Genomic DNA, 14,391 nt, shown 5'->3' on the forward strand with positions numbered 1-14,391 from the left:
AATTTTAGGGTGGTATATTTAAAGTGTAATACAAAAAAAATTTATCTATGTTCTTTAAGGAGGTGAATAAAAATGAAAAATAAAAAAGAAAATCTAGGTAACCGAAATAGTGGACATAGAATTAATGTTCTCTGTTAGTAGATGTATTTAGCCTTTAATGAATGAGGTACCAAAGATGAATAATCATCATAAGTCATAAGTCTTTGGTATCTCACTCTGAACAATTTTCTTAAATTACTTCTGAATAATTTCACCCCAGACCTCTAGGTATATTGATCAAGTTCAATGTACACAACATCCTCAATTTAATTTTTTTCTAAAAAGAATTTAATTGCACACTTAAACAAAAAACTTTGCTCACTTCCTTTAACACCCTTTTAGACAAATACATCAGAGATAGAATATAAAGTTGACTCTAGCAATTTTTTAAAAGCTATAAAGGGGGAATACTTTTGTTTAATAGAAACAAAAACCAAATTCATGTGTTGGAAAAGATTAAGTTAAAGCCATCAAGATTTAATATTATACTCAAAAAAAACAATGAAGAAATTAAGCTTTATAATTCTTATACTGGGGAAATTATCAAATTTTCAAATGGAACAAAAGAAAAAGTACTAAATATATTGCATAGAAGAGAAATAAAATTTGAAAAAGGTGATAAGTGGATTGATCTTTTATATAACAAAGGATTTATTGTAAGATATGACACAGATGAGTATAAAAAAGCAACTGCTCAAAAATTTAAGTTATTATCAGAAAATCGAACATTGCATTTAATCCTGTTGCCAAATGAAGACTGTAATTTTCGATGCATTTACTGCTACGAGGATTTTTTAAAAAAGGAAATGAAAACTCATGTAAAAAAGGGGATTTTGAATTTTCTTGAAAAAGAATTGGTGAGCTACAAAAATTTAAATATATCTTGGTTTGGAGGAGAGCCCTTAGAATCTTTTAATGTAATCCAAGAACTGTCTGAAGAAATTAAAGTGTTGTGTAATAAAAATAAGGTGGATTATTTTGCAGATATAACAACAAATGGATATAATTTAGATGAGGAAAAATTTAAGAAGTTAATAGAACTTAATGTTAGTAATTTTCAAATTACTTTGGATGGTAATAGTCAAACTCATGATAGACAAAGAATAAAAAAAGACGGGGGTCCAACATTTAATAAAATTATTGAAAATTTGGTCAATTTAAAAAACACAAGTTATGAATATTCTATACTTCTAAGATCAAATATCAGTAAAGATGTTTCTGAAGTGATGTATGATTATATAGATTTAATGAGAGATTTGTTTAAAGATGATCCTAGATTTTTAATGCATTTTATCCCTGTTCTCAATTTAAAAGGAGAACAATCTAGTAATATTCATTTATGTAATACCAAAGATTTATTTCCCTATTATGAATATGCACAAGAACAAGGATTTAATTTTAATTTTTATAAAGGATTTATGGAGCCTGGGGGTTCAGAATGTTATGCATCAAATCCAAATTCTTATGTTATTGGATCAGATGGGATGGTATACAAATGTACAGTTGCATTTAATAACCCGTTAAATCACGTTGGCGATATTAAAGAGAATGGAGAAATGGAATTATATGAAGAAAGGCTCTCACTTTGGCTTTCCGGAGGAGCTAATGAAGATCCGAATTGCACTAAATGCTATTTTAGACCTGCCTGTCAAGGAAATGCTTGCCCTTTAGAACGGATTGAAGCGGAAAAAAACTCCATGTCCGCCAATAAAACAAAACCTTAAGAGATATCTAAACCTTGTAGAGGAGGACTCCATTTATGGGTAAAAAAAAGATGTTGTTAGGGGTTACAGGTACAATTGGTGCAATCAACCTTCCTCAATTTATCTATACTTTACGCGACGAATATGACATTGATGTTATTTTGACAGAAAATGCTCAACGATTCCTATCTCCGCGAGCTATAAGGCCTTTTGTTCAAGGAGTTTATGAGAATGTTTTTTCTGATTGTTCTTCTAAAATCTTACACGTAGAACTAGTAAACGAAATAGATCGTTTCCTTATACTTCCTACTTCTGCGGCTACGCTTTCAAAAATAGCTAACGGAGCTGCCAATGACCTTTTAAGTTTAAGTGTACTTAATTATTCAGAGGCTATATATATTGCTCCAAACATGAACAATGAAATGTGGAATAATCCTGCTGTACAAAAAAATGTAAAAATTATAAAAGAGTTCGGGCATATTTTTGTTAATACTACCAGCTTGGGAATAAAAGCATCAAGTGGGGAAATTGTTCAAACTGAAGCGGGGCTTCCAGATCCTGATGAACTTTTGAAATTGCTAAGTGAAAAAGGAACCGTTTTATCAAAAAGCTAAACAGTCCTGTTAAATGAATAGAGGTTTTAACGATGTTAAGCGTATTGAAAAATAAAAACTTTTTATTCTTGATATTGGGGCGTTTGGTAACCAATATTGGGGACAGTATGTATACAGTTGCGGCAATGTGGCTTGTGTTTGATTTATCAAAAAGTACATTTTATTCCGGATTAGCTGGTTTTTTGACGATGTTCCCAACTGTTTTGCAATTTTTAACAGGTCCGATTGTTGATAAAGTCAGATTAAATAAAGTTTTGGTTTGGAGTCAACTCATCCAAGCTATTTTGGTGTTGATTATTCCGCTTTTTTATTTCATTGGATATTTGAACATTTGGATCATCATGATGATTATGCCTCTTATCGTATTCATTGAGCAATTTACTTATCCTGCGCAATCTGCCGCACTGCCTAAAATCATCAAAAGTCAAGATCTGGTTAAAGCAAACTCAATTATGTCATTTTCATATCAGGGTACAGATATTATATTTACTGGTATTGCAGGTATTGTGATTGCTTCGGCAGGAGCTATAAGCATATACTTAGTTGACTCTTTCACTTTTTTGTTAGCGGCGCTGTTTTTTAAGTGCGTAAAATTAGAACAAAAAAATGAGATAGAACATAAGCCCCGATTCCACTTCAAAAAAGTCATACACAATTATACAACGGATATAAAAGAGGGATTTACACTCATTCGTCATTCCCTCATTCCAAAAATCCTCTTGGGCTCGATGATTTCCAATTTCATGCTTAGTGCGACGATTGTGATTTTGCCAAGCTTCTCTTCGATTAGAGGAGGAGAAGAATACTATGGATATTATTTGGCTTCCATGTCATGCGGTTTACTGTTAGGTTCAATATTCGCAACAGTGTTTGGCCGATTCTCGATAGGATCACTTACGATATACGGATTTTTCATTTCAGGGGTTTTATGGAGTATTTCGGCGATCGCCACCTCTTCATACATATCGATTATTTTATTTGGTTTGTCTCAAATATCCATCGGCGTGACAAACGTCATTTTCATGTCCATTTTGCAAAGCATACTGCCGGAAGAGTTTATAGGGAGAGTTTTTTCTTTTATCGCAAGTTTGACAAGCATAGCAGCTCCTTTTGGATCTTTGCTGGGAGGGTTTACCGCGTCATTGATCGGCAGCGATAAGGTTTTCTTTATAGGAGGAATTGCCATGCTGTTTGTATCTGTTTATTGGGTGTTTCAGTCTTCTTTAAGATCAATTCCTTCATCAGAAAAAATAAACGCTAAAGAATACAGCTTTTTTACAAACGTGTTGAATAAATAATGTGTGAATTGCTTCATTCAGTCATCATGATTTTGCCCATTGTCTGGACTCCGCGATGCGCTTGATCCGAAGAATATTAAATAAAAAGCTGAGGGATGTAAGTCCTTGGCTTTTTTTGATGGCGATTGCCATAATCTCATCCGCTTGGAATAAATTCCTTCCCCCTTGCCTATACTGTGGACAACAGTTTTTATTAAAAGTGAGGGGTTAGAAATGTTGTTTCTTCATGATGTGTGGGTGAATTGGTTTGAGGGAGAAGAAAATGGCTACAACGTCTGCCACTTTCATGAATGGCGGAAGGAAGACAGTGTTGAATTGCTTGACCAGGTGCCTTTGTTAAGGGTGTCGTCCGTTTTGTTTCACTACATAGAAAATGATTTGTCAGAGCTTCCGGCCGAATTATTGAACGAGGTTCATCAAAAAGCGTATATTCGTAAAAATCATGAGCGGACACAGCTTGATCATTGTTTCGTCGTAACGGACGGCATTGGTATTCTCGCGGTCGATACGGCCGGTTACACAATACCGGTAAGAAAAAGCCGCCTCATTCCGAGACAGGAGCAGCTCGTTTATGAAATGGTGAAGGACGTTGAAGCGGAAACTTACGAGTTTGCACCAGAGAAGCTGCAATCTTCCAAAGAATACCACATTTTATCTTTATCACCGGAGCATGTCAGAGGATTAACGAGAAAAGAACGCCAGCTCAAACAGCTGCTGTTCATGGCGCTCGATCAGCTCAAAGGGCTCCAAAATCGGGCCGAGATCGCTTATTGGTACACCGAATGGAATCCGTATATGTATGAACAGATCAAGCGCATGACATTTGAAGAAATCTGGGACATGCTTTTCAATGAGACGATCGACGGATGGTCAGACAAACACAGGGACTTTTGTGAAAATTTGATTAAAGGACAGCCGTTTTTTGAAAAGCTTTGGGAAATTGAGAATGAGTCTAAAGTCAACTAAATTAAGAATCAAGACTGCCGGAAGTACGGCGGTCTTTTTATTTGTAAAAGCGAAAATTCTATATTGAAAAATAAAAAATATGAGCTGTCTTTCTGACAAAGCGGTCAATGAAGGACTGGAGACATGTGTTTTGAATCATTTATTATAGAAATATCGTGATCCGGAGGCAAGTGAATGCGGAGCTGCGGCTGTTCTCTATGAAAAACACCTTCCGATTATCGTACAATCGGAAGGTGTTTTTGGATCAGCGTCTTTTTCGGCCGAGTCCCATCGCGTTTTCCATTTTTTTCAGCATCTTGTTTGCTGTTTGATTTGCGCGTTCGGCGCCTTCGTCCAAAATCCGGTCCAGCTCTTCAGATTCGATCAATTCGTGGTAACGGTCTTGAATCGGTTTCAGCGCGCCGATGACGACTTCGGCAAGGTCTGATTTAAATTCGCCGTAGCCTTTGCCTTCGTATTTTGCTTCAAGCTCTTCGATTGAGGCTTGTCCGAGAATCGAATAGATCGTCAGAAGGTTGGATACACCGGGTTTGTTTTCTTTATCATATTTGACGATTCCGTCGGAATCCGTGACAGCGCTTTTGATTTTTTTCTCAAGCTGTTTTGGTTCGTCGAGCAGGGTGATGAACGCTTTTTGGTTCGGATCTGATTTGCTCATCTTTTTGAGCGGGTCGGCAAGTGACATAATGCGGGCGCCGACCTTCGGTATTTTAACCTCCGGAACCGTAAAAATGTCATTATATTTCTTATTGAAACGCTCCGCCAAGTTCCGGGTTAATTCAAGATGCTGCTTCTGATCTTCTCCGACAGGGACGACGTCTGTTCCATAAAGCAGAATGTCCGCCGCCATTAATGGAGGATATGTCAAAAGCCCGGAGACGACAGCTTCTTTTCCGGCTGATTTATCTTTGTACTGCGTCATGCGCTCAAGCTCGCCGATGTAGGCGACACACTGAAGCATCCATCCCGCCTGGGCGTGTGCAGGCACTTCCGATTGGATAAACAGCGTCGCTTTTTTCGGATCGAGGCCGATCGCCAAATACAGCGCGGCAAGGTTCCGAATGTTCTTTCTCAGCGCGAGCCGGTCCTGCGGGACTGTGATCGCGTGCTGATCGACGATGCAGAAGTAACAGTTGTAGTCATCCTGCAAGTCGACAAACTGCTTCATCGCTCCGATATAGTTGCCGAGGGTGACAGAGCCGCTCGGTTGGATACCGGAAAAAATCGTTTTTTTCATGTGAATCCCTCTTTCCATTTCAAAATAAAAAGGCCCATTCTTCCCTTAAAAGAAAAGGGACGAATGAACCGTGGTGCCACCCTGATTATTTCATTATGGTCAAAATGAAATCGCTCTAGACGTTTGTAACGGAGTCTTCTCCGGCTGAGCCTACTTATCCGTGTTCGGTCAGCTGCTCCGAAGCCCATTCCACATTCGCCATTATCCGCTCCCAGCACCGCGGACTCTCTTTAAATGGGAAGAAATGTGTACTCTTCTTCTTCATCGCATGTTATTCATAATTTTATTATATATAAATTTTAAATGAAAGTCGACAGCCTTGGGGAAAAGAAAACGAATACCGGGCTGAATAAAGTTGGCGCGGCGGCATCTGGTTCGATATAAAGAATGGTTAATGTTATACGTGTAAAACGTTTTAACCTGTAAAACATAAACTTTCCTTTTAATGTGGTTACGCTTTAAAACAGAGAAGTGTATTTGTACATTTGGCAGAAAACCTGACAATCATAAATAGTTTGAATAAAAAAATAATTGAAAATTAATATTGCAATAAATTATTCTATTAATTATAATGAATTTGTTCACCTCGGTGTTACAGGTTTCTTACATAACAAATATTCAGAAAAGACGAAACAGAGGAAAAAGTATGGCAAGTGGGCCTATTACTTTTTTATGATAAATCTGAATGTTCAGGAGTAAGGAACTAAAAAAACAAGAAATTGGGGGGGTTTCTCTTTGAAGAAGCGTTTGTCATTTATCAGTTTAATGCTCATTTTCACACTCGTCCTCAGCGCCTGCGGCTTCGGCTCAAGCTCCGGTGACGGCGGTAAAAAAGACAGCAAAGGGAAAGACACATTAAATGTCAACATTAAAACAGAACCGTTTTCACTACATCCGGGACTCGCAAACGATTCGGTGTCTGCAAACGTGCTTCGTCAGACTTTTGAAGGATTGACGACAATCGGTAAAGATGGAAAGCCGGTTGAAGCGGCAGCCGAAAAAATCGAAGTCAGCGACGACCAAAAAACATACACATTCACGCTCCGCGACGCGAAATGGTCAAATGGAGATCCTGTAACAGCAGAGGATTTTGAATACGCATGGAAATGGGCGCTCGACCCTAAAAACGAATCGCAATATGCGTATCAGCTTTACTACTTAAAAGGCGGAGAAGCAGCGAACACCGGCAAAGGGAAAATTGAAGATGTCGGCGTTAAAGCTGTTAATGATAAGACTTTAAAAGTCGAGCTTGAAAAACCGACACCGTATTTTACTGAACTGACAGCATTCTACACATATATGCCAGTCAATAAAAAGGTAGCAGAGAAGAATGCGAAATGGTACACAAACGCAGATGAGAACTACGTATCTAACGGACCTTTCAAAATGGCGAAATGGAAGCACAGCGGAAACATCGTACTAGAGAAAAACGACCAGTACTGGGATAAAGACGCTGTTAAGCTGAAGAAAATCAATATGGCGATGGTCAACGATCCGAACACTGGTCTGAACATGTACAAAAAAGGCGAGCTAGACTTTGTAGGACAGCCGCTTGACCAGATTTCAACGGATGCGATTCCAAGCCTGAAAAAAGAAGGCCTGAACATTGATCCGTTCGCATCGGTTTACCTGTACAAATTCAACACTGAAGCGGCTCCGCTGAACAATGTCAACATCCGTAAGGCGCTGACATACGCGATCAACCGCGAAGCGATCGTCAAAAACATCACGCAAGCGGAACAGCTGCCTGCGATGGGATTAGTGCCGCCGGCAGTCCACGGCTTTGAGTCCAATAAAGGCTATTTCAAAGACCATGATGTTGATAAGGCGAAAGAATACTTGGAAAAAGGTTTGAAAGAGCTCGGTTTGAAAAAAGCGTCAGACCTTCCGAAAATCACGCTTTCCTTCAACACGGATGAAGCACACCAAAAAATCGCTCAAGCCGTTCAGGAAATGTGGAACAAGGAACTGGGCTTAGATGTCGAATTAGGCAATGAAGAATGGAACGTATACATCGATAAGCTCCATGCAGGAAACTATCAAATCGGCCGTTTAGGCTGGACCGCCGACTTTAACGACGGAATGAACTTCCTTGAAACATACCGCGACAAAGAAGGCGGAAACAATGATACGAACTGGGAAAACGCAAAGTATAAAGAGCTGCTGAATAAAGCATCGAGAGAAACTGATTCAGCGAAACGCATCGAGCTGATGAAAGAAGCAGAAAGCATCATCATGGATGAGCTGCCGGTTGCACCGATCTACTTCTACACAATGCCGTATCTTCATGATGAAAGCTTAAAAGACTTTGTTCTAACTGGTACTGGTGAGATCTATTTCAAAACCGCGCATTTTGAATAAAATTGCATGAAAGTATATGGGGCTTAGACTTTCCCCCCATATACTTTTATTTATGAAAAGAAGTTAATAGACTGAATATTCGGAGGTGTGTAAAATTGATTAAATTTTTAGGCCGTCGTCTTGTTTATATGTTAATTTCTCTCTGGGTTATCGTCACAGCTACCTTCTTCCTGATGAGAGCGATACCGGGCGGACCCTTTTCAGGCGAGAGGAAACTTCCCCCTGCAATTGAAGCCAGTCTCAATTCCTACTATGGTTTAGACCAGCCTCTTTTTAAACAATATCTCGATTATTTAGTATCGGTAGCAAAGTGGGATTTCGGGCCGTCATTTAAATATAAGGGACAAACTGTGAACGACTTGATCAGCTCAGGTTTTCCGATTTCTTTTACACTTGGATTGGAAGCGATTTGCCTTGCGCTCGCTTTCGGCGTATTGTTCGGCGTGATCGCCGCGCTGAAGCGAAACAAGTGGCAGGACTACACAGCGATGATCATTGCGGTTGTCGGGATCTCTGTTCCGAACTTCATCATGGCTGCACTTCTTCAATACGTGCTGGCAATGAAGCTGGGCATGTTCCCTGTCGCACAATGGGAGTCATGGGGACATACTGTGCTTCCTGCCATCGCAGTCGCCTCGATGCCGATGGCGTTTATCGCCCGTTTGACGCGTTCGAGCATGCTTGAAGTGCTGAGCAGCGACTATATCCGCACGGCACGTGCAAAAGGTTTGAGCACACCGGCCGTTACGTTTAAGCATGCGATACGAAATGCCATCATGCCGGTTGTTACATATATGGGGCCAATGGCGGCGTCCATTTTGACAGGAACGTTTGTCGTCGAAAAAGTATTCGGTATACCGGGACTCGGCATGCACTTTGTCACCAGCATTACGAACCGAGACTACACGGTGATCATGGGTGTTACCGTCTTCTTCGGGGCAATCTTGCTGCTTTGCGTCTTGATTGTCGATCTTTTATACGGCTTAATTGATCCGCGCATTAAACTGTTTGGCGCTAAGAAAGGGGAGTAATAGGATGCAGCAAATACCAAAAGACATGTTTGAACCTGCAGCTGTTGACCATAGCGAAGCCGAAAAGATCTCAAAGAAAAACCTTTCATTTTGGACAGACGTATTCTTGAGATTTAAAGAAAACAAGCTGGCGCTGTTTGGACTGGTGGTTTTGATCCTGATCGCTCTGATGGCTATCTTCGCGCCGGTATTCTCAAGCTTTCAATATGAAGAAACGGATTTAACGAATGCGAACCAGCCGCCGAGCGGCGAGCACTGGTTTGGAACAGATGACCTTGGAAGGGACGTATTCGTCCGTACATGGGTCGGCGCACGCATCTCGCTGACAATCGGACTGGCTGCCGCGCTGATCGACGTTTTGATCGGTGTGATATGGGGTGCGATATCAGGCATCAGAGGCGGACGTACTGACGAAATTATGATGAGAATTGCAGATGTTTTATGGGCGATTCCTTCCTTATTAATGACGATCCTGCTGCTCGTAGTGATGGGAAAAGGCTTGGTCACGATGATCGTCGCGATGGTTATTACGGGATGGATCAACATGGCGAGAATCGTCCGTGGACAAGTACTCCAGCTCAAAAATCAGGAGTTTGTGCTCGCCTCAAGAACTTTGGGAGCGAAAAACTCGCGCATCATCAGAAAGCACTTGCTGCCCAACATCATGAGCCCGATCTTGGTCACCATGACATTAACCGTGCCTACGGCTATTTTCTATGAAGCGTTTTTAAGCTACCTCGGCCTCGGGGTTCCGCAGCCGCTTGCAAGCTGGGGAACGATGGCTACAGACGGTGTGCAGGGATTGGAATATTACCCATGGCGCCTGTTCTTCCCGGCTACTTTTATCTGTCTGACCATGTTTGCATTCAACGTTATCGGCGACGGACTGCGCGACGCTTTAGATCCGAAGCTGCGTAAATAAAGGAGTGAGAAAGATGAAACACTTACTTGAAGTGAAAGATTTAGCCATTTCTTTTAAAACATACGCCGGAGAAGTACAGGCGATCCGCGGAGTCAACTTTCATGTTGACAAAGGAGAGACGCTTGCGATCGTCGGAGAATCCGGATCAGGCAAAAGCGTCACTTCGCAGGCGATTATGAAACTGATTCCGATGCCGCCGGGCTATTTTAAAAACGGACAAATTTTATTTGACGGACAAGACCTGGTACCGAAAACGGAAAAACAAATGCAGTCAATCAGGGGAAAAGAGATCGGCATGATCTTTCAGGATCCGATGACTTCTTTGAACCCGACGATGAAAGTCGGCCGTCAAATCACAGAAGTGCTGTTTAAGCATGAAAAGATCTCAAAAGAAGAGGCCAATAAGCGGGCGGTAGAGCTTCTCAGCCTGGTCGGAATTCCGATGCCTGAACGCCGCGTCAACCAGTATCCGCACGAATTCAGCGGTGGGATGCGGCAGCGCGTCGTTATCGCGATGGCGCTTGCGGCCAATCCAAAGCTTTTAATCGCGGACGAACCGACGACAGCTCTTGATGTGACGATTCAGGCGCAGATTTTAGAGCTGATGAAAGAATTGCAGAAAAAGATCGAGACATCCATCATTTTTATTACGCACGATCTCGGCGTTGTCGCGAATGTCGCAGACAGAGTCGCCGTCATGTACGCGGGACAAATTGTGGAGATCGGTACGGTCGACGAGATTTTCTACAACCCGAAGCATCCGTATACATGGGGGTTGTTGGCATCAATGCCGAGCCTTGACAACGACGGTGATGAAGAATTAATGGCGATACCGGGCTCTCCGCCTGATTTGACCAATCCGCCAAAGGGCGATGCCTTTGCATTAAGAAGCCCTTACGCAATGAAAATCGATTTTGAACAAGAACCGCCGATGTTTAAAATATCTGATACACACTATGTGAAGTCATGGCTTTTGCACCCGGACGCTCCAAAAGTTGAGCCGCCGGCCGCTGTCAAAAGCAAGATGAAGGAGTTTAAAAATCAGTATGAAAAACCGGTTGAAGTGAAAGAAGGTGAATGATGTGGCAGAAAAACTGCTCGAAATCAAGAATTTAAAACAGCACTTTTCAACGCCGAAAGGGATTGTGAAAGCTGTTGACGGAATCTCTTTTGACATTTTCAAAGGAGAGACGCTCGGTCTTGTCGGTGAATCCGGCTGCGGAAAGTCGACGACTGGCCGTTCGATCATTCGTTTGTATCAAGCGACTTCCGGAGAAGTCTTGTTTAAGGGAAAGAATGTCCACGACAAAAAGTCTGCCAAGGACCTTCTCGAATTCAACCGGAAGATGCAGATGATTTTTCAGGACCCATATGCTTCCTTGAACCCACGGATGACGGTTGCCGACATCATCGCAGAAGGAATTGACATCCACGGTTTGGCCAAAACGAAAAAAGAGCGGCTTGAGCGCGTTCATGAACTCCTCAAACTCGTCGGCTTAAATAAAGAGCACGCGAACCGCTATCCGCACGAATTTTCCGGCGGACAGCGCCAGCGGATCGGAATCGCAAGGGCGCTTGCGGTCGAGCCGGAATTCATCATTGCCGATGAACCGATCTCCGCTCTGGACGTGTCCATTCAAGCGCAAGTCGTTAATTTAATGAAGGATTTACAAAAGGAAAGAGGGCTTACATACCTTTTCATCGCTCACGATCTGTCGATGGTCAAATATATCAGCGACAGGATCGGCGTCATGTATTTTGGGAAGCTTGTTGAATTGGCGCCGGCAGATGAACTGTATGAAAATCCGCTTCACCCGTATACACAATCATTGCTTTCCGCCATTCCGCTCCCTGATCCGGATTATGAGCGTACGCGCGTGCGGAAGACGTATGATCCAAGCGTCCACCAGCTGAAAGGCGACGAACAGATGGAGCTTCGTGAAGTAAAACCCGGCCATTTCGTCATGTGTACAGAGGAAGAATTTAAAGCCTATCAAACCAAATAAACGAAGCAGGAAGACAGCCGTCACAAGGCTGTCTTTTTTTTATGCCGAACAACCGCCGGCAATTTTTTTGAGAAAAAATTTGAAACCTTCGCGGGAGACAACCGTCTTAGTATATGTAGGTAACATGCTCAGCTTCACTGAAGCTCCTTTCTAAAAAGATTTTGTTTAAACTAAAAAGAAAGCGGGTATATCTAAAGTGTGAAATTAGAACATCCATAAGGAGCAAATCAATGAACTGGTATGAGAAGCTTAGCGAGTATTTCCCAATTGAAGAAATGAAATCAAAAGAGCACATGGAAGCATTGTTAAAGGAACAAAACGATATTTACCATAAAGAAGAAGGCCGTCATCATGTGTTGATGTACGCCGAATTCGACTCTTTTATTTTCATCGACTATTTATTCGTTTCTAAAGACGCGCGAGGACAGGGACTTGGTTCCAAGCTGATTGAGAAGCTGAAAAAGAAAAACAAACCGATCCTCCTCGAAGTCGAGCCCGTGGATGAAGATGATGCCGATACGGCGAAACGTCTTAAATTTTATCAAAAGGAAAACTTTAAACACGCTGAGTCGATTGGTTACCGTCGCCGGTCACTCGCAACCGGCAAAGTGAACAAAATGGAGATTTTGTATTGGTCTCCAAAATCAAACACAGAGAAAGAAGTGTTTGACGCGATGAAAGAAACGTACGAAAAAATCCATACATACAAAGATGAGAAGTGGTATGGAGAATCTTATGAAGATGTGGATGACGTCCTTACGATTGTTGACGATCATAAACAAAAAAACATTTTCGATGAATTGAGCTAAATGAGAATAACAGATGGCATAAAAAAGCAAAAGTCGCTGGATTGTCAAAAAATTTCTGTTACAGACTGTTCACACTTACTTTTTTATAGTATAATACTCAATAAAGATTACTTTTTTAGATTTATTTCAATTTAAGAATACGCTAATTTCATTCTACTTTTTAAGGAGTGAAGCAATATGGTTACATTATATACATCCCCAAGCTGCACGTCTTGCAGAAAGGCGCGCGCATGGTTAGAAGAACATGATATTCCGTATACGGAAAGAAATATTTTTTCAGAGCCTTTATCAATTGATGAAATAAAAGAGATTTTACGAATGACGGAGGACGGAACAGACGAAATTATTTCAACCCGTTCCAAAGTGTTCCAAAAATTGAACGTCAACCTTGAAACAATGCCGCTTCAAGAGTTGTACCAGCTCATCAATGAACATCCGGGCCTTTTGCGCCGTCCGATCATCATTGACGAAAAGCGCCTGCAGGTTGGATACAACGAAGACGAAATCCGCCGCTTCCTGCCGCGCAAAGTGCGCACATTCCAGCTTCGTGAAGCGCAGCGTCTCGCAAACTAAAAGAAGGCTGAATTTTTCAGCCTTCTTTTTTTAATGCTTTTCACTCGTCTGTTCATAATAAATACTGGCTAGAATCACAAAAATCACCGTCAGGACGGGCAGCAGCATTTCGAGGGTGCTATGCTGCGCCATAAAGGAAGACAACTCCTGCTCCCTGACGATCATTTCGCCGCCGGTATAAGCGAGCAGTCCGCTTCCCGCGTATATGAAGAGCGGAAACTTTGCAAGGGCCGCTTGAATCAGCCTGCTGCCCCAAATGATGACCGGGACGGAGACCATCAAGCCGACAACGACTAGCATCAGGCGTCCGTGCGAAGCTCCAGCGACCGCAATCACATTATCGAGCGACATGAACAAATCGGCAATCACGATGATACGGATCGCCTTAAATAAAGATGTCCCGCCTTTGACATGCTGGGCATCTTTTTTCTCAATCAAAAGCTGATATCCTAAGTACAACAGGAAGATTCCTCCGATAAATTGCAGATAAGGAACCGCGAGCAGGTACACTGCTGCCATTGTTAGCGCGATTCTCATCATGATGGCGATCAATGTGCCGATGATGATCGCTTTTTGTCTTTGCCGTGGAGGCAAATGACGGCTTGCCATTGCAATCACAACAGCGTTGTCGCCGCCAAGTATGAGATCGATTCCGATGATCACAAGGAACGACATCAGTACATCGTGTTCCATCAACTGGCACCTCGCTTTGCCTTTGCATCGGGACTTGCCTAAAAGGCACCCGCATCTACAGCTGCTGCTTGTACAACTAATATATGAAGCAGGCCGGAAAATATGTTAGCTTGGCTTTGGAGGCGTTTTTATTTCTTTT

Annotated in this window: 13 protein-coding genes and 1 other annotated feature; of the genes, 11 read left to right on the top strand and 2 right to left on the bottom strand. The window is 41.9% G+C overall.

Features of this window, described 5'->3' with window-relative positions; genetic code table 11:
* The first annotated feature begins 452 nt into the window (after window positions 1–452).
* From M1D67_RS06385 to M1D67_RS06400, 4 genes are all read left to right on the top strand, one after another.
* Entirely contained in the window at window positions 453–1,763 is a 1,311-nt protein-coding gene (locus M1D67_RS06385; protein WP_327806931.1) for a radical SAM/SPASM domain-containing protein, read from the top strand.
* Window positions 1,764–1,798: 35 nt separating this feature from the next.
* Window positions 1,799–2,356: a flavoprotein gene (locus M1D67_RS06390; RefSeq protein ID WP_009328837.1), complete on the top strand. Its 558-nt coding sequence runs from the start codon at window positions 1,799–1,801 to the stop codon at window positions 2,354–2,356.
* A 32-nt stretch (window positions 2,357–2,388) separates the two neighbouring features.
* Window positions 2,389–3,654, top strand: a complete 1,266-nt coding sequence (locus tag M1D67_RS06395; protein ID WP_219192761.1) for an MFS transporter — start codon at window positions 2,389–2,391, stop codon at window positions 3,652–3,654.
* A 213-nt stretch (window positions 3,655–3,867) separates the two neighbouring features.
* The gene (locus M1D67_RS06400; RefSeq protein WP_003180605.1) at window positions 3,868–4,620 is read left to right on the top strand and encodes a YjbA family protein; all 753 of its coding nucleotides are present in this window, start codon (window positions 3,868–3,870) and stop codon (window positions 4,618–4,620) included.
* Between the two features lie 244 nt (window positions 4,621–4,864).
* Here M1D67_RS06400 and trpS read toward each other — a convergent pair whose 3' ends face one another.
* A complete protein-coding gene (trpS, locus tag M1D67_RS06405; RefSeq protein WP_011197767.1) occupies window positions 4,865–5,857 on the bottom strand; it encodes a tryptophan--tRNA ligase in 993 nt (330 codons plus the stop codon).
* Window positions 5,858–5,909: 52 nt separating this feature from the next.
* Window positions 5,910–6,131, bottom strand: a binding site (T-box leader).
* Between the two features lie 461 nt (window positions 6,132–6,592).
* On the opposite strand from trpS, the gene M1D67_RS06410 reads away from it, so the two are divergent.
* The 7 genes from M1D67_RS06410 to spxA all read left to right on the top strand — a co-directional run bounded on the left by M1D67_RS06410 (window position 6,593) and on the right by spxA (window position 13,559).
* Window positions 6,593–8,218 carry a peptide ABC transporter substrate-binding protein gene (locus tag M1D67_RS06410; RefSeq protein ID WP_020450931.1) on the top strand — a complete coding sequence of 542 codons (1,626 nt, stop codon included), beginning with the start codon at window positions 6,593–6,595 and terminating at the stop codon, window positions 8,216–8,218.
* Between the two features lie 95 nt (window positions 8,219–8,313).
* The gene (locus M1D67_RS06415; RefSeq protein WP_020450932.1) at window positions 8,314–9,249 is read left to right on the top strand and encodes an ABC transporter permease; all 936 of its coding nucleotides are present in this window, start codon (window positions 8,314–8,316) and stop codon (window positions 9,247–9,249) included.
* A 4-nt stretch (window positions 9,250–9,253) separates the two neighbouring features.
* Entirely contained in the window at window positions 9,254–10,171 is a 918-nt protein-coding gene (locus tag M1D67_RS06420) for an ABC transporter permease (RefSeq protein WP_023856653.1), read from the top strand.
* A gap of 13 nt (window positions 10,172–10,184) precedes the next feature.
* The gene (locus M1D67_RS06425) at window positions 10,185–11,252 is read left to right on the top strand and encodes an ABC transporter ATP-binding protein (protein ID WP_020450934.1); all 1,068 of its coding nucleotides are present in this window, start codon (window positions 10,185–10,187) and stop codon (window positions 11,250–11,252) included.
* A 1-nt stretch (window position 11,253) separates the two neighbouring features.
* Window positions 11,254–12,177: an ABC transporter ATP-binding protein gene (locus M1D67_RS06430; RefSeq protein ID WP_023856654.1), complete on the top strand. Its 924-nt coding sequence runs from the start codon at window positions 11,254–11,256 to the stop codon at window positions 12,175–12,177.
* Window positions 12,178–12,407: 230 nt separating this feature from the next.
* Window positions 12,408–12,986: a GNAT family N-acetyltransferase gene (locus M1D67_RS06435; protein ID WP_003180619.1), complete on the top strand. Its 579-nt coding sequence runs from the start codon at window positions 12,408–12,410 to the stop codon at window positions 12,984–12,986.
* Window positions 12,987–13,163: 177 nt separating this feature from the next.
* Entirely contained in the window at window positions 13,164–13,559 is a 396-nt protein-coding gene (gene spxA, locus M1D67_RS06440) for a transcriptional regulator SpxA (RefSeq protein ID WP_003180621.1), read from the top strand.
* A 30-nt stretch (window positions 13,560–13,589) separates the two neighbouring features.
* Here the strand turns inward: spxA and M1D67_RS06445 are convergent, their stop codons facing one another.
* Window positions 13,590–14,252, bottom strand: coding sequence for a TerC family protein (locus M1D67_RS06445; RefSeq protein WP_020450936.1), 663 nt, complete (start codon window positions 14,250–14,252; stop codon window positions 13,590–13,592).
* Window positions 14,253–14,391: the final 139 nt, after the last annotated feature.

The sequence above is a fragment of the Bacillus sp. PK6-025 genome (assembly GCF_056530265.1).